This is a genomic window from Oceanobacillus sp. CFH 90083 (assembly GCF_009389585.1).
Taxonomy (GTDB): domain Bacteria; phylum Bacillota; class Bacilli; order Bacillales; family Amphibacillaceae; genus Oceanobacillus.
In genome coordinates this window covers 256,040-282,341 of record NZ_VIYG01000002.1, presented here as the reverse complement: position 1 = coordinate 282,341, position 26,302 = coordinate 256,040, and the positions used below count along the sequence as shown (strand labels likewise).

The 26,302-nt window shown below is 39.8% G+C and carries 20 protein-coding genes and 1 other annotated feature; of the genes, 18 read left to right on the top strand and 2 right to left on the bottom strand.

Annotation, left to right across the window (positions count from 1 at the left end):
• The first annotated feature begins 114 nt into the window (after positions 1–114).
• The 16 genes from secA (at position 115) to FLK20_RS03785 (ending at position 20,943) form a co-directional block, all read left to right on the top strand.
• A complete protein-coding gene (gene secA, locus FLK20_RS03860) occupies positions 115–2,631 on the top strand; it encodes a preprotein translocase subunit SecA (RefSeq protein WP_152655241.1) in 2,517 nt (838 codons plus the stop codon).
• 26 nt (positions 2,632–2,657) lie between these two features.
• Positions 2,658–3,759 (top strand): peptide chain release factor 2 gene (gene prfB / locus FLK20_RS03855; RefSeq protein ID WP_152655240.1). Its coding sequence is split into 2 segments (ribosomal slippage): positions 2,658–2,729 and positions 2,731–3,759, totalling 1,101 coding nucleotides; the frame shifts between segments, so codons are not numbered across the junction.
• 156 nt (positions 3,760–3,915) lie between these two features.
• The gene (locus tag FLK20_RS03850) at positions 3,916–4,224 is read left to right on the top strand and encodes a c-type cytochrome (RefSeq protein WP_152655239.1); all 309 of its coding nucleotides are present in this window, start codon (positions 3,916–3,918) and stop codon (positions 4,222–4,224) included.
• A gap of 745 nt (positions 4,225–4,969) precedes the next feature.
• Entirely contained in the window at positions 4,970–5,656 is a 687-nt protein-coding gene (ftsE, locus tag FLK20_RS03845) for a cell division ATP-binding protein FtsE (protein ID WP_152655238.1), read from the top strand.
• The gene (ftsX, locus tag FLK20_RS03840) at positions 5,646–6,539 is read left to right on the top strand and encodes a permease-like cell division protein FtsX (RefSeq protein ID WP_152655237.1); all 894 of its coding nucleotides are present in this window, start codon (positions 5,646–5,648) and stop codon (positions 6,537–6,539) included. The genes ftsE and ftsX overlap by 11 nt, the downstream gene beginning before the upstream one ends.
• 174 nt (positions 6,540–6,713) lie before the next feature.
• Positions 6,714–8,330, top strand: coding sequence for a murein hydrolase activator EnvC family protein (locus FLK20_RS03835; RefSeq protein WP_152655236.1), 1,617 nt, complete (start codon positions 6,714–6,716; stop codon positions 8,328–8,330).
• A 532-nt stretch (positions 8,331–8,862) separates the two neighbouring features.
• Complete coding sequence (locus FLK20_RS03830) at positions 8,863–10,341, top strand: S41 family peptidase (protein WP_152655235.1); 1,479 nt, start codon at positions 8,863–8,865, stop codon at positions 10,339–10,341.
• 134 nt (positions 10,342–10,475) lie between these two features.
• Positions 10,476–11,684 (top strand): PDZ domain-containing protein, encoded by a 1,209-nt coding sequence (locus FLK20_RS03825; RefSeq protein WP_152655234.1) that lies wholly within the window; start codon positions 10,476–10,478, stop codon positions 11,682–11,684.
• 327 nt (positions 11,685–12,011) lie between these two features.
• On the top strand, positions 12,012–13,994 hold the full coding sequence (gene uvrB / locus FLK20_RS03820; RefSeq protein WP_152655233.1) for an excinuclease ABC subunit UvrB: 1,983 nt from the start codon (positions 12,012–12,014) through the stop codon (positions 13,992–13,994).
• 7 nt (positions 13,995–14,001) lie between these two features.
• Positions 14,002–16,875, top strand: a complete 2,874-nt coding sequence (gene uvrA / locus FLK20_RS03815) for an excinuclease ABC subunit UvrA (protein ID WP_152655232.1) — start codon at positions 14,002–14,004, stop codon at positions 16,873–16,875.
• 297 nt (positions 16,876–17,172) lie between these two features.
• Positions 17,173–17,526 (top strand): YojF family protein, encoded by a 354-nt coding sequence (locus FLK20_RS03810; RefSeq protein WP_152655231.1) that lies wholly within the window; start codon positions 17,173–17,175, stop codon positions 17,524–17,526.
• Between the two features lie 53 nt (positions 17,527–17,579).
• Positions 17,580–18,263: a bacillithiol biosynthesis deacetylase BshB2 gene (bshB2, locus tag FLK20_RS03805; protein ID WP_152655230.1), complete on the top strand. Its 684-nt coding sequence runs from the start codon at positions 17,580–17,582 to the stop codon at positions 18,261–18,263.
• Positions 18,264–18,778: 515 nt separating this feature from the next.
• Positions 18,779–18,970: a PspC domain-containing protein gene (locus tag FLK20_RS03800; RefSeq protein WP_152655229.1), complete on the top strand. Its 192-nt coding sequence runs from the start codon at positions 18,779–18,781 to the stop codon at positions 18,968–18,970.
• Positions 18,970–19,323 (top strand): phage holin family protein, encoded by a 354-nt coding sequence (locus FLK20_RS03795; protein WP_152655228.1) that lies wholly within the window; start codon positions 18,970–18,972, stop codon positions 19,321–19,323. Before FLK20_RS03800 ends, FLK20_RS03795 begins: the two co-directional genes overlap by 1 nt.
• An 84-nt stretch (positions 19,324–19,407) precedes the next feature.
• Positions 19,408–20,352, top strand: coding sequence for a helix-turn-helix transcriptional regulator (locus tag FLK20_RS03790; RefSeq protein WP_152655227.1), 945 nt, complete (start codon positions 19,408–19,410; stop codon positions 20,350–20,352).
• 69 nt (positions 20,353–20,421) lie between these two features.
• Positions 20,422–20,943, top strand: coding sequence for a GyrI-like domain-containing protein (locus FLK20_RS03785; protein WP_152655226.1), 522 nt, complete (start codon positions 20,422–20,424; stop codon positions 20,941–20,943).
• A gap of 131 nt (positions 20,944–21,074) precedes the next feature.
• Here FLK20_RS03785 and FLK20_RS03780 read toward each other — a convergent pair whose 3' ends face one another.
• Positions 21,075–21,851, bottom strand: a complete 777-nt coding sequence (locus tag FLK20_RS03780) for a MerR family transcriptional regulator (RefSeq protein ID WP_152655225.1) — start codon at positions 21,849–21,851, stop codon at positions 21,075–21,077.
• Between the two features lie 161 nt (positions 21,852–22,012).
• Complete coding sequence (gene argS / locus FLK20_RS03775) at positions 22,013–23,701, bottom strand: arginine--tRNA ligase (RefSeq protein WP_152655224.1); 1,689 nt, start codon at positions 23,699–23,701, stop codon at positions 22,013–22,015.
• A 60-nt stretch (positions 23,702–23,761) separates the two neighbouring features.
• Positions 23,762–24,235 (bottom strand) — a binding site (T-box leader).
• 221 nt (positions 24,236–24,456) lie between these two features.
• Between argS and hprK the strand changes: the two genes are divergently transcribed.
• Positions 24,457–25,395 (top strand): HPr(Ser) kinase/phosphatase, encoded by a 939-nt coding sequence (gene hprK, locus FLK20_RS03770; RefSeq protein WP_152655223.1) that lies wholly within the window; start codon positions 24,457–24,459, stop codon positions 25,393–25,395.
• A gap of 13 nt (positions 25,396–25,408) precedes the next feature.
• Positions 25,409–26,287 (top strand): prolipoprotein diacylglyceryl transferase, encoded by an 879-nt coding sequence (gene lgt, locus FLK20_RS03765; RefSeq protein WP_152655222.1) that lies wholly within the window; start codon positions 25,409–25,411, stop codon positions 26,285–26,287.
• Positions 26,288–26,302: the final 15 nt, after the last annotated feature.

Below are 26,302 nucleotides of genomic sequence, written 5' to 3'. Positions count from 1 at the left end.
ATTGTTGACCATTATCTATAAACTATAAACAATGGTATATCATATATATTAATTACACGGTAGTGTGTGATGAGATAAGTAATAAAAGTTTCAATTAACTGAGGAGCGTTCATTATGGCAGGATTATTAACAAAGATTTTTGGAGACGGAAATCAAAAGCAAGTGAAGCGTATCGAAAAACAGGTGGACAGAATTGAGGCCTTGGAGCCTGAGGTGGAGAAGCTTTCAGATAAAGATTTGCAGAAGAAAACAGAGGAATTTAAAGAACGGATTGCAAATGGAGAGGAATTGGATGATCTTCTTGTTGAAGCATATGCAGTTGTCCGCGAAGCCTCTAAACGAGTGCTCGGAATGCGTCCTTTCCGTACACAATTAATTGGAGCAGTAGCTCTGCATAACGGAAATATATCTGAAATGAAAACCGGGGAAGGTAAAACGTTGGCTTCAACCATGCCAGCGTATCTTAATGCACTTTCCGGTGAAGGCGTGCATATTATTACGGTCAATGATTATTTGGCAGACCGTGATGCGAAAGTAAATGGGGAGCTGTTTGCCTTTTTAGGGTTAACGGTTGGTTTAAATCATAATGGTCTCTCTAAGGAAGATAAGCGTAAAGCATATCAGGCTGACATCACTTACGGAACAAATAATGAATTTGGTTTTGATTATTTAAGAGATAATATGGTGCTGTATAAAGAACAGATGGTACAGCGCTCATTAAATTATGCCATTATTGATGAGGTCGACTCAATTTTAATTGATGAAGCCCGTACACCATTAATTATTTCCGGATCAGCAAAAAAATCTGCATCGCTTTATCAGCAGGCAGATCGGTTTGTGCGTACACTGCAAAAGGAAACAGATTATACCTTTGAAGAAAAAACAAAGGCAGTACAGCTGACCGAGCAAGGGATTGATAAAGCAGAGAAATTCTTCCATATTGAAAACTTATTTGATTTATCACATGTCTCCCTGACACACCATATTAATCAATCTTTAAAGGCACATGTATCTATGCATAAGGACACGGATTATATGGTGGAAGAAGGTGAAGTCATTATTATTGATCAGTTTACTGGTCGTAAAATGAAGGGCCGCCGATATAGTGATGGTTTGCATCAGGCTATTGAAGCAAAGGAAAATCTGCAGATTCAAAATGAAAGCATGACACTTGCTTCCATTACCTTCCAAAACTATTTCCGGATGTATAAAAAATTATCCGGGATGACAGGTACAGCGAAAACAGAAGAAGAAGAGTTCAGAAGCATTTATAATATGGATGTCATTGCGATACCTACAAATCAGCCTGTTCAAAGAGATGACCGGGCAGATCAAATTTATAAAACGATGGAAGGTAAGTTTAAATCTGTTGTAAATAATATTAAAGAGCGCCATGAAAATGGACAGCCTGTATTGGTTGGTACAGTAGCTGTAGAAACATCTGAATTAATTTCACAGATGTTAAAACGTGCAGGAGTAAAGCATGAAGTGCTGAATGCCAAAAACCACTTTCGTGAGGCGGAAATTATCGAAAATGCCGGTCAAAAAGGTGCAGTAACCATTGCAACCAATATGGCTGGCCGGGGTACAGATATTAAACTTGGAGATGGTGTGACAGAGCTTGGCGGACTGGCTGTAATCGGTACGGAACGCCATGAATCTCGCCGGATTGATAATCAGCTTAGAGGTCGCTCAGGGCGTCAGGGAGACCCGGGTATATCACAGTTCTTCCTGTCAATGGAGGATGAGCTGATGCGCCGCTTCGGATCAGATAATTTAAAAGCGATGATGGAAAGGCTTGGTATGGATGACTCCCAGCCAATCGAAAGCAAAATGGTTTCACGGGCAGTAGAATCTGCTCAAAAACGGGTGGAAGGAAATAACTATGATGCCCGTAAAACAATCCTGTCTTATGATGATGTGCTGCGCGAACAGCGTGAGATTATTTATAAACAGCGTTTTGATGTCATTGACTCGGATGGCAATCTGCGTGAGATTATTATAAATATGATTCAATCGACTGTAGAGAGAATTGTTGCAACACATACGCAGGACAATGATGAAGATAATTGGAATCTGGATGCTATTGTAGAATACGTGGAAGGGAACTTGTTAAATCAGGGCGATATTACAAAAGATGCCTTTAAAGATAAGGAAGCAGATGAAATAACAGGCATCATAATGGAAAAAGTGAACCGCCGTTATGACGAAAAGGAGGCAGAACTTACACCAGAGCAATTTGCCGAATTTGAAAAAGTCATTTTATTACGTACAGTGGATTCCAAATGGATGGATCATATTGACCAGATGGATCAGCTGCGTCAGGGGATTCATTTACGCGCATATGGTCAAAATGATCCATTGCGTGAATATCAGATGGAAGGCTTCGCAATGTTTGAAGAGATGATTGCAAGCATTGAAGAGGAAGTGTCCAAGTATGTTATGAAGGCGCAAATCCAGGACAACCTGCAGCGTCAAGAGGTTGTGAAAAATACACAAGCTGTTTCCGGGGGCGGAGAAGGGCAAAAGAAGAAATCAAGGAAGCCGGTTGTGAAAAATAACACAGTTGGGCGAAATGACCCTTGCCCATGCGGCAGCGGCAAGAAATATAAAAACTGCCATGGAAAATAATACATTTTACTAGGAGGACTCCGTTTATGGAATTAAGCGAAATTAAACAAGAGCTGGAAAAAATAACTTCACGAGTTGAAGAATTCAGGGGGTCTCTTTGACCTCGAACAGAAGAAAGCGCGAATTGCTGAATTAGAAGCATTCATGGCTGATCCTACTTTTTGGGATGATCAGAGCCAGGCACAAACAGTTATTCAGGAATCAAATGGATTAAAAAGCTATGTTGATTCCTTTGAAGAAATCGAAGAAACATTAGAGAATCTGGAAGTTTCCTACGAGCTGGTTAAAGAGGAAAATGACCAGGAATTATTTGATGATCTGCAAATAGAGTTAAAAGATTTTAAAGAACAAGTAAATAAATTTGAATTACAGCTCTTATTAAGTGAACCATATGATGCCAATAACGCCATTTTAGAGCTGCACCCCGGGGCTGGCGGTACAGAATCGCAGGATTGGGCAAGTATGCTGTTGCGTATGTACCAACGCTGGGCGGAGAGTCAATCTTTTTCTGTAGAAACGATCGACTACCTTCCGGGAGAAGAAGCAGGTGTGAAAAGTGTGACATTGTTAATCAAAGGCCATAATGCTTACGGTTATTTAAAAGCGGAGAAAGGGGTGCACCGTCTTGTGCGCATCTCTCCTTTTGATTCATCTGGCAGACGCCATACATCTTTTGTATCCTGTGACGTTACTCCAGAAATGAGCGATGATGTCGATATTGAGGTAAAAACAGAGGATATTAAAGTGGATACGTATCGTGCCAGCGGTGCTGGTGGACAGCATGTTAATACGACAGATTCGGCTGTCCGGATTACGCATCTTCCGACAAATATCATCGTAACATGTCAAAATGAGCGGTCACAGATTAAAAACCGCGAACAAGCATTAAAAATGTTAAAATCAAAGCTTTATCAACTGGAAATTGAAAAACAACGACAGGAATTAGCTGAAATTCGCGGAGAACAAATGGAAATTGGCTGGGGAAGTCAGATCCGTTCTTATGTTTTTCATCCGTATTCCATGGTGAAGGATCACAGGACAGATGTAGAGACAGGAAATACACAGGCTGTCATGGACGGCGATCTGGATATGTTTATTGACGGCTATCTCCGTTCGCAAATGAAATAAAGCGAAACTTCATTCAGAGGGAATTTCCAAAAATCAATTGTTTCCGGCGGGACTATGATAAAGCAAAATTGTTCTTTTTTGTTCAAAATGGTTTATGCAGAAGCAATTGAAAAAAAGATATACTAACAGTAACAACTAACGAGGAGGAATGAAGCTATGAAAAAAGGAATAACTGCCTTGTTCTTAGGAATGATTTTTGTCCTTGGAGCTTGTGGGAATGCAGATGACACCAATACCAGTGAAAACCTAGAAGCTGGTGAGGAAGTATATCGAAATAACTGTGCTGCTTGTCATGGTGCTGATCTTTCCGGAAATGGCGCCCCAGAACTGACGGATATCGGCTCGAAGTATTCTCAGGAGCAAATTGAGGATATTGTTCAAGAAGGTATTGGCAGCATGCCGCCCCAGACACAAGTGGAAGGGGCAGACTTGGAAGAGCTAGCTTCGTGGTTATCTGAGCAGTAGTGATTGACCGGCGTTTGCTCTATTGCAGACGTTGGTCATCTCCCTTTCTCGTTGTAATAAAAGAAATAGTCTACTATTCCTATTATCGTATTAAGGCAGCTTATTGATAATTCTTCTTTGTATTGATATTATGTTATATCTTCTATCCAGTTTTGATATTTGAGCAGAAATAATGATAAATTGTATCCTCCTTGATGAAATATACTCCATCCCTTTTTCCTATTATTTAAGTTGTTGACAAGTTATCAGCTGAAAATCGTTTAATGTAAAGTAATCTTTGGCTTCTGTGTTTTAATTATAAAGAAAAGCATGAGTTTGCTAAAGAACAAGCTTGTATCGTTTTCTAATTTAATTATCACAGTGTAAATTGCTGTAAGGCTCCTATATCAATAAATAAGAAAAATGTCATTTTTAAGTGGGAGATCTAACAGCCCAAAACAGCCAGATTGGTCCGGGACTACTGAATGAAGTTTGACTTTATTACAAGGATTGTCGAATTGAAATAAAAATGTAATACGATTTTTTCATCATAAAATACGCAGAGATGTTATAATTATTTTTGTTCGTCCAAATCTATGTTAAGCAAGTTTAATTGACATGAAAAAGATAGAGAATAAACAGCAAAAATAAAAAAATAATCGAAGTTTGTAAATAAATAGATGTCGCGAAATATATATTTTTAGCAATGAACTAGATGTGTCAGGACATAGACAGAAATAATATATTAAATTTAGGTGGTCATGAAATGATAACAATGGAGAATGTATCCAAAACATATAGTAATGGTGTAACAGCACTGAACGATATAAACATACAAATCGAACGCGGTGAATTTGTTTACCTTGTTGGCCCAAGCGGAGCTGGAAAATCATCGTTTATTCGCTTGATTTATCGTGAGGCAAAGGCGACAGCTGGGAAAATCATCGTTAATGGGCGGGATTTAAGTAAAATAAAAGAAAGGCATATCCCATACTTGCGACGTGATATTGGCGTTGTCTTTCAAGATTTTAAACTTCTGCCGAAACTGACAGTCTATGAAAATGTGGCGTTTGCTTTAGAGGTCATCGAAGCATCGCCGAAAAGCATCAAACGCAGAGTTACTGATGTTCTGCAACTGGTGGGTTTAGAAGGTAAGGCAAAAATGATTCCAAGTGAATTATCTGGGGGAGAGCAGCAGCGTGTGGCAATTGCACGGGCTATTGTAAATAATCCAAAGGTCGTTATAGCAGATGAACCGACAGGAAATTTGGACCCGGATACTTCATGGGAGATTATGAAAGTGTTAGATGATATTAATTCAAAAGGTACAACCATAATCATGGCAACTCACAGTAAACATATTGTGAATACAATTAAACGTCGTGTCATTGCAATTGAAGATGGAAATGTTGTACGAGATCAACAGCGGGGTGACTACGGCTATGAAGTTTAGAACATTATTAAGACATATACGTGAAGGTACAAAGAACATATTCCGGAATGGCTGGATGACATTTGCTTCCATTGCGGCTGTAACAACAACATTAATTCTTGTTGCCGTATTTTTAGCCTTAGTCCTGAATCTTGACCAGATGGCAAGAAACATTGAGCAGGATGTACAAATTAGTACATTAATTGATGTGATGGCGGATGAGGATCAGATTGTTGCGTTGGGTGAAGAAATAGAACAGATAGACGGTGTTGCAGAAGTACAGTTTTCTTCTAACGATAACGAACTAGAAAGATTGATTGAGAGTATGGGAGATGAAGGTCAAGCATGGGTGATGCTTGAGCAGGATAATCCATTAAACCATGTGTATATCGTAGAAGCTGTTGTGCCAGAGGATACAGAGGCTATTGCTAATCAAATTGAAGAATTAGACAATGTAGAGAATGTGTTATATGGACAAGAAGTTGTCGAACAGCTTTTCCAATTTAATAACTACGCGAGAGCGATTGGACTGGCGTTAATTGTAGCGCTTGTATTTACAGCTATATTCTTAATTTCAAATACAATCAAGATAACAATTATTGCGAGAAGTACAGAAATCGGGATTCAAAAATTAGTAGGAGCAACGAATGCATTTATTCGCTGGCCATTCTTTGTGGAAGGAGCATTATTAGGAATCCTCGGTTCCCTGGCTCCAATAGCAGTTATAATAGGCGGATATTATTATGTGTATCACAATTTCCCGGATGCTGTTACTTTCCGGTTTGTAGAGCTCCTGCCATTTGATCCATTTGCATGGCAATTGTCGGGAATGGTTCTTCTCATAGGAGCATTAATTGGAGTCTGGGGAAGCGTGATGAGTGTACGTAAATTCTTAAAAGTATAGACAGAAACAGCCTGATGAAAGAGTATATTTGATATTTGAAAACAATACGAAAAACTCGCATTCGCTTAATAAACGAATACGAGTTTTTCTAAAAATAGAATAATCAGCTGTAACGAAGGATTCATGTTTTGCTGATTTTTTAATGCAGAAACATAATGGAGAGGAGAACAACATATGAGAAGCTTACAAGTATTTGCGGCAGGAAGCTTAGTTGCATTGCTTGCTGCGGCAGCGCCAATACATACTGTTTCAGCAGAATCTGTAAAAGATGTAGAAGATGAAATTAATGAATTACAGGAAGAAAAATCTAATTTGAAATCAGAAAAAGAAGAAGTAAAGAAAAAGCAAGAAGAGTCTGAGGAAAAGTTAGAATCAAATCAAAGAGAGCAGGCTGAGGTGGAAAGTGAAATCTTATCAATAGATGAAGAATTAAGACAAACCGAGTCTGATATCACTGCAAAAGAAGGCGAAATTGAGCAAACCAACCAAGAAATTGAGAACTTGACGAATGAAATTGAAGAATTGTCAAACCGTATTGAAGAATTAATAGAAGATATAGATGATTTAGAAGAGCGAATTGAACAAAGAGATAAACTTATTAAAGATCGACTTCGCAGTATACAGCAGAATGGCGGGGAGATTCAATACTTAGAAGTTATTTTCGGGGCGCAAAATTTCAGCGAATTTGTATCGCGAAGCACAGCTGTTAATAGAATCATGGATTCCGACAGAACTATTTTGGAAGAACAAGCTAACGATAAGGCACAGCTGGAAGATGACAAAGAAGAACTGGAAGTTAGCAAGACAACTGTTGAAGAAAATAAAGTTGCTGTAGAAGAAAATAAGGCAGCACTTGAAGCCCAACATGATGAACTGCTTGTATTACAAGACCAATTAGATGAACAAATTTCTGATAGAGAAACATTATTGGCTGACTTGGAAATTGAATATGATGAAATTCAGGAAGTGAAATTAACAGCTGAAGAAGAACAGCAGTTAATTGATGCTCAAACCAGAGCAAAACAAGTTGCATTGGAATCCGCCCAAAGTAAGAAAGAAGAATTAGAGCAGAAGGAAGCAGAAGAGGCAGCGCGTGCCCAAGCTGAGGCGGAAGCAGAAGCGGAGCGTAAGGCAGAAGAAAAACGTCAGGCAGAAGAGGCGGAAGCAAATCGCCAAGCTGAGGAAGAACGTCAAGAAGAAGCGAAGCAGCAAGAGCAAGTACAGGAACGAAATCAGGAACAAGAAAGCGTAGAACCGGAAGAGAACGAATCAGAAAGTAATGATTCTTCCGGTGAATCGGAAAGTGAGAGTGCAGGGGATGTACAAGTTGCCAGCAGCGCTTCAGGAGAGGTAAAATCAGATAGTGCACCACCAAGCAATAGTTCTGGTTTTATTCGCCCGACTTCCGGTCCGACGACTTCTCCTTTTAACCCGAACCGAGTGCATCCAATTCATGGAGATGTCAGACCGCATAATGGAATAGATTTTGGACAAGCTGGAGAAGCGGATAAAGTGATTCGCGCTGCAGCAGATGGTGTGGTTGCCTTTACTGGTTCAATGAGCGGATACGGTAATACTGTGATGGTTACACATACTATCAATGGCCAGGATTATACTACATTGTATGCACATTTGGATAGCTATACTGTATCTAGCGGGCAAACAGTAAGTCAGGGCGATCAGATTGGTGTGATGGGGAATACTGGAGGATCCACCGGTGTCCATCTTCATTTTGAAATACACCCTGGAGGTTACAAGAACCCTGTAAACCCGGCAGGTTATATTAATTAATGCAGTGAATAAAATATAGAATAAAGCAGTCTATCAAACGAGAAATCCGAACTATTACTTCTTTTTCTTCTATTTAGAAATTGAATTAGTCCGGATTTCTTCTTTTTTGATAAGGTTGTCAGATTTAGGCTTTGAATAATTCGGGAAGTAGATTTCTTGATGAAGTTTGTGTGTAAAATCGTAGTCATTCCTTTCATAACATGATATGATTTCCTTATCAGAAATAAAGAGAAACATTTTAGTAAAGAAGTGCATATTCTCAGAAGTGCCGAAAAAGAGATAGTCAGCTAAGGTCTTAGACGTCATGGGACTGGGACTGCGATTTTGCGATTACTCTTCCTGTCGAAGAGCATTGCGATTACCCGTCCCACTAAAAAGCGTTGTACGCCGAAGATGAAGGTGACGAAGTTTTTCAGCTTAAGAGAGCAGGTATTATGGAAGAATAAGAACAGTGACATACCTTTGGTGAGGTATATATTAATTTAACTTCAGAGGTAGATGCAAGCTTTTGAAGCAATAAAGAGGTGTAGAAATGAAGCTTAATCAATCGAAAATCATCCTGATATTCATCGGTGCATTACTTATCGGTGTATTAGGTGGTTACGGTGGAGTCAAGTTAGCCGGGAATCAAGAGGATAACTCTACCTTAGAGATATCGAATACGGAAAGAGCTACATTGAGTAATGACAATGAAGATTCGGATACTGAATTGCCAGCAGATTTAAATAAAATTTCTCAAACCTTTGATTTGATTAAATCAAACTATATAGAAGATGTAGATGATAACGAGCTGGTGGAAGGAGCTATTGAAGGGATGCTTTCTACACTGGAAGATCCCCACACGTCTTACTTAGATAGTGAAATGATGAAGCAGTTCAATGAGCAGATTGAGTCATCCTTTGAAGGAATTGGTGCAGAGGTCAGTGAGGTAGATGGTTATATTACAATTGTATCGCCAATGAAAGAGTCTCCTGCAGAAAAAGCAGGATTGCGCCCAAATGATCAAGTTTTAAGTGTGGATGGAGAAAGTATTGAAGGATTAAATGTAAATGAAGCAGTTGCTAAAATTCGTGGAGAAAAAGGAACCGATGTTGTGTTAGAAATACAGCGTTCAGGTGTTTCTGATTCATTTGAAGTTACGATTCAACGGGATACGATTCCAGTTGAAACGGTGTATAGTGAAATACACACAGAGGATGGCAAGGATACAGGTGTTATTCAAATTACAAACTTCTCTGAACATACAGGTGAAGAGTTTGAAGAACAACTGACTGATTTAGAAAATCAAGGTATTGATGGTCTGGTTATTGATGTTCGTGGAAACCCTGGAGGATTATTAGATGTTGCTGAAGAAATTTTACAGCAATTCGTCCCAAGTGATATGCCTTATCTGCAAATAGAGGATGCGGATGGGAACACGGAAGAATACGTATCCGATTTAGATGAGGAGAAAGACTATCCTATCAGTGTATTAATTGACGAAGGCAGTGCCTCTGCTTCTGAAATTATTGCTGTTGCTATGAAAGAGCTTGATTATGATATTGTTGGCGAAACGAGTTTCGGAAAAGGTACAGTCCAGCAGGCTATTCCACTGGGGGATGACAGTTCAGTTAAAATGACAACCTTTAAATGGTTATCTCCTAATGGTGTCTGGATTGATGGAGATGGAGTGGAACCGACAATCGAACAAAAACAGGATGACTACTACTATTCTATTCCGATTCAAGTAACAGATGACGAGCCACTCACCTTTGACCATACAAGCGAGGCAGTGGCGAATATGCAAGTGATGTTATCTGGTCTGGGATATGATACTGGAAGAACAGATGGTTACTTTAACGAAGAAACAGAAAATGCTGTAGAAGAATTCCAGGATGATAATGATCTGGAAGTAACTGGAGAAGTTGACGAAGAAACGGGCGGTTTAATTGAAACACAGGTTATTGAAAAGATTCGGGATGGAGAGGATGACAGGCAGCTGGAGCGCTCCTTAGAGGAGCTTTATCAATAACAGAAGAGGTTTGTTCATTCATCGAACGATGGTGAATGAACAAATTTTTTTACAGATAATCATCTGTAAATTTCCCCACTGAAAGAAGGTTTACTTTATCTGACAAATTGTATTTGCAAAGCAGGTGAGAAGTTTTGATCGAAGCATGGCTTATTGAACTGGCAAAAGGTATAGGTAAGTTTTTTCTGAACCCGGCATTATACTGGTTTTTATTTATATTAACCATAGCAAGTTATTTTCGTATTAAAAGAGAGCGATATGATTTTGGAATAAAAATATATCCGAAGTTCATTGAATGGCATCAGACATGGCTTGTCTCACTAATCAGCGGAATATTAATATCTGCCGTAATCATTAGTGTGGGTATGGTGTTTTCCTATGAAACACTGTTCGTATTAGCTCTCAGCTTTATCATTTTAAGCATCAGTACACGTTTTACATTGCTGTCTCCCAGCTATACGTTAGGATTGACTTTTTTAATTTTATTTTTTGCACCTTATATGATTGACATGCAGAATGTTTTTGATTATTCCCTGGTTTATGAACGCAGTCTTCCAGCATTGGCTGTATTAGCAGGATTGCTTCTTTTTGTAGAATCTTTATTTATTAAACGTATTGAAAAACAAGATACATTTCCAAGAATTCAACTGAGTGACCGCGGTGTATGGGTAGGAGAGCAGCAAATTAAACGATTGACAGCTGTTCCGCTGCTTATGCTTGTACCTGAAGGGTTAATCACATCTTTTGCACCGTGGTGGCCATATTTATCCATTGGGGAGTCTACATTAGGCTTAGTTCTTATTCCATTTTTAATTGGTTTTAACTATAATGCAAAAGGACATTATCACCAGGATGCTATTTACAAGCTTGCGAAGGCGAATACATTCTTAGCAATAGGTATTCTGCTTATTGCTGTCAGTGGAGTGTTTATCCCCTATCTTTCGCTGGCCGCTATGATCTTAGCAATTATCGGAAAAGAGTATTTGAATTATCGCTATAGAGAAGGTGACCGTTTACGCCGTCCGTATTATCAGCCTCATCCAAAAGGCTTGAGAGTGATTGGTATTTTACCGGAAAGCCCGGCAGACAGGCTGGAAATAGAGCTTGGTGAGACGATTTACCGTGTAGGTGGAAAAAATGTGCAGTCAACTCAAGCTTTTTACGAAGCACTGCAAGGAAGCGGGGCTTATATTAAAATGGAAGTTCTGGATAAGGATGATGAGGTCCGTTTTGTGCAATGCTCTCTTTATGAAGGCGAGCATCACTCCCTAGGCTTTCAATTCGCAGAGGAGCCTTTTAAAGCAAGAAGAGAGAGAAGAGAGGAAAGCGATGACGCATCCTAAAATAAAAATGCTTGGAACGACAGCTGCAAATCGGTCCAAGCATTTTTTATTTCATTATCAACTGTAAACGGGGATTGAAAGATTGACAGAAGGGCTATAATGAACATAGGAGTTTTTTAAGAGGATAATATTTGATAGGATCAGTTATATATGCTGGTGTGTTAAATGAACAACATTTCCCCAGGCATTTCTGATAATCTGCATTAACTCGTAAACGATATAAGCAAAAAAATATATAATTTCTAAAAAAACAAATCGAATACTTGTTCGTTTTCCGGGAAAAGGATATAATAGAAGATAGCTATTGTAAGGAACGGAGGAAATAGAATGAAGGAGCATTTTGAATTAGTTTCTGCTTATGAACCGGCAGGCGATCAGCCGGCAGCTATTAAAGAAATTGTAGAAAAAGTACTTGCCGGTCAGCGCCATCAGACCCTGCTAGGAGCCACCGGAACGGGGAAAACATTTACCATGTCCAATGTTGTCAAAGAAATTAACCGTCCGACACTTGTTATTGCACATAATAAGACGCTGGCGGGGCAGCTTTATAGTGAGTTTAAAGAATTCTTTCCCAACAATGCTGTGGAGTATTTTGTAAGCTATTATGATTATTATCAGCCAGAAGCTTATGTACCTTCAACAGATACGTTTATTGAAAAGGATGCAAGTATTAATGATGAAATAGATAAATTGCGGCACTCTGCTACATCTGCACTTTTTGAACGGAATGATGTACTGATTGTAGCGAGTGTATCGTGCATTTACGGGTTAGGTAATCCGGAAGAATACAAGAGCCAGGTACTTTCCTTAAGACTTGGCATGGAAAAAGAAAGAGATCAGCTGCTGCGGGAATTAGTAGATGTTCAATATGCCCGAAATGATATTAATTTTCAGCGCGGGACATTTCGGGTGCGCGGGGATTCAGTTGAAATTATTCCCGCCTCTCATGAGGAACATTGTATCCGTGTAGAGTTTTTTGGAGATGAGATTGACCGGATTCGTGAGGTAGATGCTCTGACCGGCGAGATTATCGGTGATCGTGAGCATGTAGCTATTTTCCCGGCATCTCACTTTGTTACCCGTGAAGAAAAGATGAAAATTGCGATTAAAAATATTGAAAAAGAATTAGAAGAACGGCTGAAGGAATTAAATGATGCCGGTAAGCTGCTGGAAGCACAGCGTCTGGAGCAGCGAACCAATTATGATTTAGAAATGATGCGGGAAATGGGCTTTTGCTCCGGAATTGAGAATTATTCACGTCCGTTAACACTGCGGGAGGCAGGTGCAACCCCATATACCTTACTGGATTTCTTTCCGGAAGACTTTTTAGTGATTATTGATGAATCTCATGTGACACTGCCGCAAATTCGCGGTATGTATAATGGAGACCAGGCGCGGAAGCAGGTTCTGGTTGATCATGGCTTCAGATTGCCTTCTGCAATGGATAATCGTCCATTACGTTTTGAAGAATTTGAGGAAAAGACGAATCAGCTCGTTTATGTTTCTGCAACGCCTGGACCATATGAATTAGAGCATTCACCGGAAATGACAGAACAGATTATCCGTCCGACAGGATTACTGGACCCAGAGGTGGAAGTCCGTCCAATTGAAGGACAGATTGATGATTTAATTGGTGAAATTAACAAGCGGATAGAGCGTAATGAACGAGTGTTAATCACTACTTTAACAAAGAAGATGTCGGAGGACTTAACCGATTACTTAAAAGAAATTGGGATGAAGGTTGCTTACCTGCATTCTGAAATTAAAACTCTGGAGCGGATTGAGGTTATTCGTGATCTGCGTGTCGGGAAATTCGATGTGCTGGTCGGGATTAACCTTCTCCGGGAAGGCTTAGATATTCCGGAAGTATCTTTAGTTTCCATTTTAGATGCAGATAAAGAAGGTTTTCTTCGCTCAGAACGTTCCTTAATCCAGACCATGGGACGTGCTGCGCGAAATGAGCACGGGAAAGTCATTATGTATGCTGATAAAATGACGGACTCCATGCAAAAAGCGATTGATGAGACAAATCGCCGCCGTACCGTTCAGCAGGAGTATAACGAAAAGCATGGTATTACACCAAAAACCATTCGTAAAGAAGTCCGGGATGTTATTCAGGCAACGATTGCTGCGGAAGCACCGGAAGTGTATGAATCAGAAGCAAAACAAGTGAAGAAGATGACGAAGAAGGAAAAACAGAAAGTCATCGAGAAAATGGAAAAAGAAATGAAGCAAGCAGCCAAAAATCTAGACTTCGAGAAAGCAGCAGAATTGCGGGATGTTCTCTTGGAGCTAAAAGCGGAAGGATGAGTTTTTTATGCCAAGCAAATCTATAAAAATTCAAGGTGCCAGAGCGCATAATTTAAAAAATATAGATGTAGATATTCCTAAAAATAAATTAGTTGTTCTGACTGGGCTTTCTGGTTCCGGGAAATCATCCCTCGCATTTGATACGATTTATGCAGAAGGACAGCGCAGATATGTTGAATCCTTATCTGCTTATGCAAGACAGTTTTTAGGACAAATGGATAAACCGGATGTTGATGTAATAGAAGGGCTGTCTCCGGCAATTTCGATAGATCAGAAAACAACCAGTAAAAATCCCAGATCGACAGTTGGAACAGTGACAGAGATTTATGACTATTTACGCCTGCTTTATGCACGCGTTGGGAAACCGACCTGTCCGAAGCATGGTATTGAAATCAGTTCACAAACAGTGCAGCAAATGGTTGATCGGGTGCTGGAATATCCAGAAAGAACGAAAATGCAGATTTTATCTCCTGTGGTCTCAGGCAGAAAGGGAGAGCATGTAAAAGTATTAGAAGACTTGAAAAAACAAGGCTATGTGCGTGTACGTATAGATGGCGATATGATGGAAGTTACAGACGATATTAAATTAGAGAAAAATAAAAAACACTCTATTGAGGTAGTTATTGACCGTATCGTTATTAAAAGCGGAATAGAAAGCCGTCTGAGTGATTCCCTGGAAGCTGCGCTTAAATTAGGAGAAGGAAATGCAATTGTGGATGTCATTGATGATGAAGAGCTCATGTTCAGTGAAAATCATGCCTGTCCCATCTGCGGTTTTTCTATCAGTAAATTAGAACCGCGTTTATTCTCCTTTAACAGCCCTTTCGGCGCCTGCACGAGCTGTGATGGATTAGGGACAAAGCTTGAAGTCGATGTTGATCTGGTTATTCCTAATTGGGATAAGACGTTAAATGAGCACGCGATTGCACCGTGGGAGCCAATCAGCTCGCAGTATTATCCGCAGCTTTTGAAAAGTGTCTGTGATCATTATCATATTCCGATGGATGTTCCTGTTAAAGATATCCCTGAGGAGCAAATGGACAAAATTTTATATGGAAGCGGAAAAGAAAAAATTCATTTTCATTATGAGAATGATTTTGGGAGCTCCCGTACGAAGGATGTTACTTTTGAAGGTGTACTGAAGAATGTTGAGCGCAGGTATAAAGAGACTTCTTCTGATTTTATCCGTGAGACATTAGAAAAATACATGGCACAGAAAAATTGTCCAACCTGTAAGGGGCATCGTCTGAATAAAGAAGCTCTTGCTGTATTAATTGACGGGAAGCATATCAGTCACATAACTGATTTTTCTATTTTAGAATCAATGGACTTTTTCAAACAGCTTGATTTAAGTAAAAAGGACCGCCAGATTGCACGTTTAATCTTAAAAGAGATTGATAATCGGCTGTCATTTTTAAATAATGTCGGTTTAGATTATTTAACTTTATCCCGTTCAGCAGGAACACTTTCGGGCGGGGAAGCACAGCGGATCCGTCTGGCTACACAGATTGGCTCGGCGCTGACAGGTGTTCTTTATGTACTTGACGAGCCTTCTATAGGACTGCATCAGCGTGATAATGACCGCCTGATTGAAACGCTTAAACAGATGCGTGATTTAGATAATACGCTAATCGTGGTTGAGCATGATGAAGATACGATGCTGGCAGCGGACTGGCTGATCGATATTGGACCTGGTGCCGGTGAGCATGGTGGAGAAATTGTTGCCAGTGATACGCCAGAGAATGTGATGGCTAATGAAAATTCATTAACCGGCCGTTATTTATCCGGAAAAGAATTTATCCCTGTCCCTTCCAAACGTAAAAAAGCGGACAAGCGCAAAATAAAAGTAACCGGAGCATCAGAAAATAATTTGAAAAATGTATCGGCCGACATACCGATTGGTCTGATGACGGTTGTAACGGGTGTTTCCGGTTCCGGTAAAAGTACACTTGTTAATGAGATTATCTATAAATCTTTAGCAAAAGAATTATATAAAGGCAAAGTGAAGCCTGGTAAGCATCGCAGTATGAAAGGAATCGAGCATATTGAAAAGGTCATTGATATTGACCAATCGCCAATTGGAAGAACGCCCCGTTCTAACCCGGCGACGTATACCGGTGTATTTGATGATATTCGTGATGTGTTTGCCCAAACAAACGAGGCCAAGGTCCGGGGCTATAAAAAAGGCCGTTTCAGCTTTAATGTGAAAGGCGGGCGCTGTGAAGCCTGCCGTGGAGACGGCATTATCAAGATCGAAATGCATTTTCTGCCGGATGTGTATGTGCCTTGTGAGGTTTGCGACGGAGCGCGTTATAACCGGGAAACTCTGGAAGTGAAGTATAAAGGGAAGAATATTTCAGATGTGTTGGATATGCGTATTGAGGAAGCGTTAGAGTTTTTCTCAGCTATTCCAAAAATTAAACGGAAGCTGCAGACGATTTATGATGTCGGTCTGGGTTATATTAAACTGGGGCAGCCGGCGACAACCCTATCAGGCGGGGAAGCACAGCGTGTAAAATTAGCAAGTGAACTGCATAAACGCTCCAATGGAAAGACTTTTTATATTCTGGATGAACCGACAACCGGACTCCATGTTGCAGATATCCGCCGGTTACTGGATGTTCTGCAGAGAATCGTTGATAATGGGGATTCTGTCTTAATTATCGAACATAATTTAGATGTGATTAAAAGTGCGGATCATATTATTGATTTAGGTCCGGAAGGCGGAGACCGCGGCGGTCAGATCATTGCTACGGGAACGCCGGAAAAAATTGCGGAGCAGGCGGATGTTTCTTATACAGGAAAATATCTTGGTCCTGTACTTGAACGGGATAAAGAACGTATGAGTGAAATGGTGAAAGAGAAAGTTGCCAGCAAATAAAATGAAACGGATCCATCTGGAGAGTATAATTTTGCTCTTTAGGTGGATTTTGCTTTCATCCAGTTTTTTATAAGCAAATCATAGCTATTCTTCAGAAAAATTGGTTGGTTTCATCAGGAATTTGTAAAAATTCAATCGGAATACTTTGTTATAAAAGAAACTGAATATACTCCTAATAGAGAGCAGGTATTTTTGAAGGCAATGTGGGAAAATAGTATTTTCATGTTGATGAAGCTATCTAATTGACGCTTGGTCTGCATTTCGATAAAGTAAAAGAATAGAATTGGAGGTTAGAGCATGAAACCGATAGAAATAGAAAAAGTTCAACAAATGCTGGACAATTATTTAGATAAAGAAGTATATATACATTTAGAAACAACAAATGGTGCTTATGCGAATCATTTAGACGCCAATGCATATACAGTCGGAGCATATATTCGGAATACGAAAGTAACCTATAAGCAGGCAAAGATTATAGGAGACGGGAGCTCTTATCGTGTCGGCTTAAAAATGGAGCTTGGCTGGATTTATGCAGAAGGGTTAACTGACTGGACCATCTATCAGGAAAATCAATTACTGCTGGCTGGCCATGATAGGGAAGGCCGGTTAATGGTAGCTTTAGAGATTAGTGAAACGCCTTTTCAACAATAGAAAATAGAATAAATAAAATGGATGTTTTTACACTAGAAGGATAGGTGAAAGTAATGGAAAAACATGTTGTCGTTATTTTTCCGCATCCGGACGATGAAGCATTTGGAGCTGCTGGGTCTGTTGCAAAGTTTCGTGCGGAGGGTGTGCCAGTGACATATTTATGCGGGACGTTAGGGCAAATGGGAAGAAATATGGGAAATCCGACGTTTGCCAATAGAGAATCTTTACCGGAGATTCGCAAAAAAGAATTAAAACAAGCATGTGCTACATTGGATATGGAGCTGAAGATGCTGGGATACCGCGATAAAACAATTGAATTTGAAGATAAGCAGGAGGTTGCAGATCATTTAAGAGGCTATTTAGAAGAGATTAAACCTTCTCTTGTGATTACGCATTATCCTGGTTATGCCGTACATCCAGATCATAATTCGTTAGGAGCCGCTGCAATTCAGGCAGTAGAAGATATGAATCCGGAAGAAAGACCTAAAATATGGGCTCAAGCCTTTTCAAATGGACATGAAGAAGCCTTGGGAGCACCTGATATAAAGCATGATATTCATGATTATTTTGATAAAAAGCTGCAAACAATCCTGTCACATGATTCACAGGTGGCTGGCATGTTCGGCTGGTATAAACAGCTGGATGATTTAGATGAAGAAGTGAAAAAAGAATTAATTGAAAATCAGGCAATCGAACGTTTTTATCTTTGGGAGTTCGATAAGAATGACGAAAAATAATCGGATTGTTTAAAAAGAATACGAAGTGGGAAAATAGAAATGTGTGTTCAAAAAGTCCGATAAAAAGAATCAGTCGGTTAAAAACGCGACGTCCTGGGGTTGCGATTACTCACCCCACCGTAAAGAACTGTCGCAACACCGACACTAGCACGTCCTGTGCGTCGAAAGTTCAAGGCGACTTGGCTTTTACGAACGGGCTTCCACAGGATGTGGTGATTTCTACGTTGCCCACACGATGTGGGCGTTCTTAGTAGAAGTTCCCCCATGCTTTTAAATACGTGAGTAACGCTCTTGGTGGGGCGAGTGCTCGCACAAGCTCTTCGGTGGGACGAGTAATCGCAGTCCCAGCCCCATCGGAAAAGCCACGTCAACGCAGAAATTCGCCATGTTATTTTTGTTGGGCTTTTTGAACGTCCTCTAGAAATGAAACTTTTTCATTTCTATTTTCGTATGAAAGTATAGAAGAGCATATAATCATGAATAAATAGACAAAAAACGTGGAGGGAGGTATGACGATGAAAAAGTTACATCGATCAGAATCAAATAAATTTCTGGCAGGGGTACTTGGCGGGTTAGGAGAATATTTAAATGTAGATCCGACATTACTCCGTATTATCTTTTTAATATTACTAATCCCGAGCTTTTCAACGTTAGCAATTGTTTATGTGATTGCTGCATTTATTATGCCTAAAGGAGACGTGTATTAATGTTACTTCGGGGAATTGTTTCACTCGTTTTAAATGCCGTAGCGCTAATAGCAGTTGCTCAGATTTTTGATTCCTTTCAACTCGAGGGATTTGGCACAGCGCTTTTAGCCAGCTTTATCTTAGCTATCCTGAATATTTTTGTAAAACCAATTTTAATCATCTTAACATTGCCAATCACGGTGATTACATTTGGTTTATTCTTAATTGTTATCAATGCGATTACCTTAATGATTACCCAGGCATTAATCGGCTCTGCGTTTGTCATTGACGGATTTGGTACCGCGCTTATTGCGTCTATTGTTATTTCGTTAATTACAATGATTTTAAACAGTGTTGTTCGGGATATAAGGTAAGAAGAGAAGGTCAGGTTTTACCTGGTCTTTTTCTTATGTATACAACTTAGGCTGGTTATCTTATTTTTGTCAGGAGAGAATGCCATGAAATTAGAAAGACTGCTATCTATCATTATTTTATTAATAAATCATCGTATGTTACAGGCAAAGGATTTGGCAGAACGATTTGAAGTATCTGTCCGGACGATTTATCGGGATATTGATGCGATTAATGCAGCCGGCATTCCCATCGTAACCTATCAAGGAGTTCATGGCGGTATTGGACTGGCAGAAGGTTATCGATTGGATCGTAATCTGCTGACCAATGATGAGCTGGCAGCGATTGTGACTGCACTCCGCAGTATTTCAACTTCCTATGAAAAAGAGCAGTATCAGCAATTGATGGAAAAAATGAATAGTGTCGTGCGTTCCAGTGATGCAGAAGCTTTTCAGAATAAAACGAGCAGGGTACTCATTGATTATGCTCCCTGGGATAAAAGTAAAAGCCTTCAAGTAAAGCTGGAAAGCATTGAAAAAGCAATTGACCAATGTTTGGTAATGGCATTTACATATTCGGATGCGGGAGGGAAAATTACCAAGCGGACTGTAGAACCGCATACCCTGATTCTTAAAGGGAGGCAATGGTATATACAGGCATACTGTCTGGAGAGGAAGCAATTCCGTTTATTTAAATTACGGAGAATGAAAAACGTATTGGTTGATTTAGAAACGACATTTCCTCGTCGTCCTTTACCAGAGCAAAATCACATAACGGGAAAACAATCAGCTATTGCTGCTGGTAATGAGGTGGTTTTACGCTTTCAGGAAGAGGCACGCCATTTAGCAGAAGATTGGTTTGATGCAGAGGAACTCATCCCTGCAGCTGACGGGTCATGGCAAGTAAAGAAAGCCTACCCGGAGGATGAATGGTTATACAGCTTTATTCTCGGCTTTGGTCCCTATGTGGAAGTATTAGAGCCTGTTCATTTACGGGAGATCATTGCAGATCGTGCGGAACAAATTAGTAAATTGTATAAAAAAGATACCTAAACCTGACAGATAGCTGTCAGGTTTTCTGCTTTATAATAGCTATTATAAAAATGATGAGGAGATGGATAGATGATGAAGCGAGATAAATTGCCAGCAGAAAAAATAAAGCCGGTTCGTATTGAAAAGCGACCAGCCTTTACTTTGGCGGGAGTCAGTGCAGTGACTACAAATGAAGCAGAGCAGCTTGGAAATGGAAAGATAGGCACGTTATTTGAACGCTTTTTCACAGAGAATATTGGAGAAAAATTGGGTGTGAATATTCGCGAAGCAGGGAATTACAGCTGTTATTTTCATTATGAGCAGGAGGATAAGGGCGCTTATGAAATTATGGTAAGTGTACAGGTAGAGGATGAAGCTAGCATTCAGAACGTAGAAGGAATACAGACCTATACCGTGCCGGAAGCAACATATGCTGTATTTAAAACGGAGAAGGGACCTGTTGTGGAAAAGATTCAACAAGCTTGGGCAGCTATTTGGGAGTGGCAGCAGCTGCCTGAAAATCAGCGAACCTTTACTGGTGATTTTGAATATTACAGCGGTGATATGGCTCCGGAAAATGGGCAGGTAGAAATATATATTGCGATTGAATAAACTGGGTGAGACAAAAAATACCTTAGATGGTAAAGCAAGATAGCAATCTTTAGAATTTGTAAAAAATCGAATGAAAAAGTTCGGACAATGTCTATTTTATATAGAGCAAAGCTCCGGACTTTTTCACTCCATTATTTTTCCTTATCTCCCTCATACTTCTGCTCCATTGCTTTTGCTATTTCCTCTACATATGCTTCTTCCTCTTTTGACCAAAAAGTTGGAGCAATAAAGTCATCCGCTTCAGGAGCAGATTCCAGCTGCTTTTCCCATTTATCCATATTTTCTGTTATGACATCCTCAGGAATCATTTTTAGGAATAGCTCACTGAAATTTACAAGCACCTGCTGCGCTTCAGGAGCATGCGGTGGAACATTATCTCGCATCAGCTTTTTTACATCAGCCAGGATGGATAGCGATTCTCGATCTAATTTCTTGCGTTCTTCCTTTGGTATATCTATAAAAAGAGGTGAAAAATCATCTGGAAAATGCTCTTTCATCCATGCCTTTTGCTCCTCTTCAAATTCCATACCGTGGAGCAGCGAGGTGAGCACGGTCCAATCTAACGGAAAGTCCTCATCCAAAAGCGTTTGCACATGCTCAATAGCTGCAATCGCCCTGTCTAATTCTTCCCGTTTATGAACTAAAACCTTTCTTTGGACAGGCAGAGAATCTGCAAAATTTGCTAACGTGATGTCTTCTTTATCCAGCATTTCTTTAATTTCCTGCAGAGAATAGCCAATAAACTTCAATGATTGAATGCGCTGTAAGATTGCCAGCTCTTCCAATCCATACAGACGGTGACCACTTTCCGTTCTTTTGCTTGGGTACAGAATACCAAGCTCCTCATAAAATCGCAGCGTTCGTGTGGAAAATCCCGTTTTTGCTCCAAATTCACCAATCGTATACATCTGTATCAGCTCCTTTACCGTTAAGTATAACGGTTTCCGTAACGTGAAGTGCAAGGACGAATTTGAATATATATGATGCTTTTATAGTTACTATTGCAATTTAGGAAAATGGAATTAACATCCCCCCGATACCTATAAATCATGATAACCAAACAGGTTTTTTACAGTTTTTCAGGAGCTTTGATTCCAAGTAATCTCAACCCTTCTTTCAAAACAATCGTAACAGATTTCACCAATGCCAGCCTGCTGCTTTGCTCTGCATCATCAGCTAAAATCTTGATATAACCATAATATTTATTGAACTCCTGACTTAATTTCAGCACATACTTGGCAACCACAGAAGCTTCCGCCTGTTGAAAGCTTTTTTCAATAACATCTGGAAAATCCATCAATGTTTTGATGATGGGCCAGCTGTATGAATCGGTGAGCCCGCCGATAGCCAGGTTATTTTCAGAAGGAGCTTTACGAAGTATTGAGCAGGCACGGGCGTGTGTATATTGCACATAAAGTCCCGTAGACCCTTCAAATCTTAGCATCTCATCCAGATTAAATTCAATATTATTTTGGCGTTCATTTTTTAAGTCGTGAAAAATAATCGCGCCGACACCGACCATTTTTGCTACTTCTTCTTTATTTATCAGTGCTGGATTTTTGGCTTCAATGTTTTGATAAGCCAGGTTAATGGCTTCCTTGATAACATCTTCCAGCAGCACAACCTTCCCTTTTCTGGTCGACATCTTCTTTCCGTCTTTTAATATAAAGCCAAAAGGAACATGCTTTAATTCTGCTGCCCAGTTATATCCCATTTTTTGAAGCACAAGGAATAGCTGCTGGAAATGCAGGCGCTGCTCCTGACCGACAATATAGAATGACTTGTCAAACTGATAGGTTTTTTTGCGATAAATAGCTGCTGCTAAATCTCTGGTTGCGTAAAGGGTAGCACCATCCTTCTTTTTGATTAAGCATGGCGGTAATTTCTCATCCGTTAAATCAACTACCTCAGCTCCATCCGAGTGAGACAGAAGATCTTTTGCTTTTAATTCCTGGACAACATCATCCATCTTATCGTTATAGAATGCTTCTCCATCATAGGAATCAAATTTGATATTTAACAGCTCATAAATTTTCGCAAATTCTTTTAAAGATTCTTCTCTGAACCATTTCCACAGCTGAAGTGCTTCTTCGTTTCCTGATTCTAATTGTTTGAACCAGAAGCGGGCTTCATCCTCTAAATGGGGCTGCTTTTCCACCTGTTCATGAAAGGAAACATAGAGATGAAAAAGTTCTTTAATCGGATTCTCCCGTACTTTCTCTTCTGATCCCCATAGCTGATAAGCAGTAATAAGCTTGCCAAATTGTGTACCCCAATCGCCAAGATGATTGATACGAATTGCTTTATAGCCGCATTTTTCTGATATATTTGCAAGTGCATTGCCAATTACAGTAGAGCGTAAATGTCCCATAGAGAAAGGCTTGGCAATATTCGGTGATGAGAAATCGATAGTAATTGTCTTTTCAGCACCTGCAGAAAGTGAACCGTAGTTTTCCTGCTCTTTATTAATGTGTTCCATTGCCTGTTTACTGACGATTTCCTTGTTTAAAAATCCATTCAGATAAGGGCCTGCAGCAACAGTCTTTTCTAAAAAAGGAGCAGATACTTTCTCAGATAACTCCATAGCGATTTGCCGGGGAGCTTTCTGGAGCTTTTTTGCAAGTGTAAAGCAGGGAAAGGCTAAATCACCATGCGTATTATATTTTGGCTCCTCAATCAATGGAATAATCTCATCCATGTCTAGTTTCTTTTCTAACTGGGTATAAATCTCCTCCGCAAATTGTTGTCGATAATTCATCGTATAACTCCTCCTGTTTCATTTTATAAAACCATAAAAAAACCCGTCTCCATGCTGTCACATAGAGACGGGTTTATCCGCGGTACCACTCTAATTGTTCTTTGTTACACTTTAAGTATAAAGAAATTAAGGAATAAAGTACGACGGATACGATGCCCTAGTATCGGCGTAGGCTACAACGATGTGGCTGTACTTAGTCGATGAAAGTGCAATGGTTTTCGGTGGGATGAGTAATCGCAAAAGCTCTTCGATGGGGCGAGTAATCGCAGTCCCAGTCCCAGCTAAGGCAAATCTGCACCTTCTCAGGCTTGGTTTATCAAGCTTTCCTTATGTTCATAAAGCATTATCCTTCTCGAAAAATAAAAAAGAACCTTCTTGTCATATCGATAACGGAATTACCCGGCACATCCTACTCGTTGTTCAGACAGCACCTCCGAAGTGCGCTTCATTATATTCTGTATCATCAGGCTTCCACCAGCTCCCGATTCGCTAACACACAGGAAATATAATTACTCTCTTCATCCACGGTTATATATTATGCAATATTATACAGCGATTTTTAAAAATGGCAAGGGCTTACTTATAAAAATGATGAAATAAAGGAATATTGTATATAGAAAAGCCAGAAAGGAAAAAATTTCACGATCTTTTCTTTTATGAAACATATAGGATTAAAAAACTTCTCCCCTACGTTTTTTAAATGGATTATGCTAAAATGTATATCAGTTAGCTTTGTTGAAGAGAGGAGCTTCAAAATGGTATCGACCGTCTGTACAAAGGATTTATTGGACAGGTTTAATTTACAACTGGTAGCAGGAGAAGAGGGGATTCACCGTGAAATTATCACAAGTGATATTTCACGCCCGGGATTAGAAATGACAGGCTTTTTTGATTATTATCCGAGAGAACGCCTGCAATTGATCGGAAAGACAGAATTAGCTTACTTTCTGGGGTTAAGTGCGGAGGAAAGAAAGCAGCGTGCTGAAAATCTATGTACGGATGTAACACCAGGGATTATTATTTCCCGCGGGATGGATGTACCGGAAGAATTTTTTGAAGCATCGAAGCATTCTGGTGTTCCTATCATACAATCACCGCGGACAACTACGCGGGTATTAAGCCGTTTAACCAATTACTTAGAATCTAAATTTGCGCCATTTACAGCAGTACATGGTGTTTTAATCGATATTTATGGCGTCGGCGTTTTAATTATCGGACAAAGCGGTGTCGGTAAAAGTGAGACTGCATTGGAATTAGTCAAGCGGGGACACCGGCTTGTAGCGGATGATAATGTAGAAATCAGGCAAGAGGATTATGAGAGTCTGATTGGAAATGCACCTGCGCTTATTGAACATTTGCTGGAGATTCGGGGCTTGGGTATTATTAATGTTATGACATTATTTGGAGCCAGTTCCATTCGCAGTCAAAAAAAGATATCTATGGTTATTCAGCTAGAAATTTGGGATGAAAAGAAGCAGTACGACCGCTTAGGTTTAGATGAGGATACGATGAAGATTATGGATGTTCATTTGCCAAAAGCAACGATACCAGTCAGACCCGGGAGAAACCTGGCTGTTATTATTGAAGTAGCTGCTATGAATTTCCGTTTAAAAAGGATGGGCGTGAACACAGCAGAGGAATTTTCAGATCGTTTAACAAAAATGATAGAACAAGGTGATTTAGAATCACAATAGGAGGTAGGTATGGATGGTTGGGACAGCAGCTCCTATTGACCGTGTATTTTTAGAAATTGGTCCATTAACCATATACTGGTACGGAATCATTATTGCTATTGGAGCTATACTTGCAGTTTATTTAGCGACGAGGGAGGCAGAAAGGGTCGGACTTGGCAAAGAAATCATTATGGATTTCATTATCTTTGCCGTGCCGATTGCGATTATTTCAGCAAGAATTTATTATGTATTTTTTGAATTTGATCAATACGCAAACGGTCCGTTATGGAAGATATTCGCTGTCTGGGAAGGCGGTATTGCTATCCATGGAGCGATTATCGGCGGAGTTATTACAGCGATCGTTTTTGCAAAAGTAAAGAAAATTTCATTTTGGCGGCTTGCTGATATCGTTGCCCCGAGCTTAATACTGGGACAGGCAATTGGGCGCTGGGGAAATTTTGTGAATCAGGAAGCGCATGGCGGTCCGATTTCAGAAGCTACATATGAAAGCTTTCATCAGTATTTGCCGGATTTTATTATGAATCAGATGGTGATTGATGGTGTCATGTATCATCCGACATTTTTATATGAATCTACCTGGAACTTCCTGATATTTTTCGGATTATTATTTTTCCGCAGAATGAACCCGAGGCGTGGAATGGTTTTCTTATCGTATGCAGTTACCTATTCTATTGGACGGTTCTTTATTGAAGGACTGCGCGCAGATAGTTTATACATTATTGGGGAACTCAGGACAGCACAGGTTGTCTCCATTCTAACGATTATAGCAGGGATTATTATCATGCTGTATCTAATGAAGACAACAAACGTCCGTTATCTTGATGTGCCAGCGAAAAAGAAGCAGGCAAAGAAGTCAAATAAAAATAAAGGTAAAAAGAAGAAAAAGAAATAAAGTGAAACTTGATTT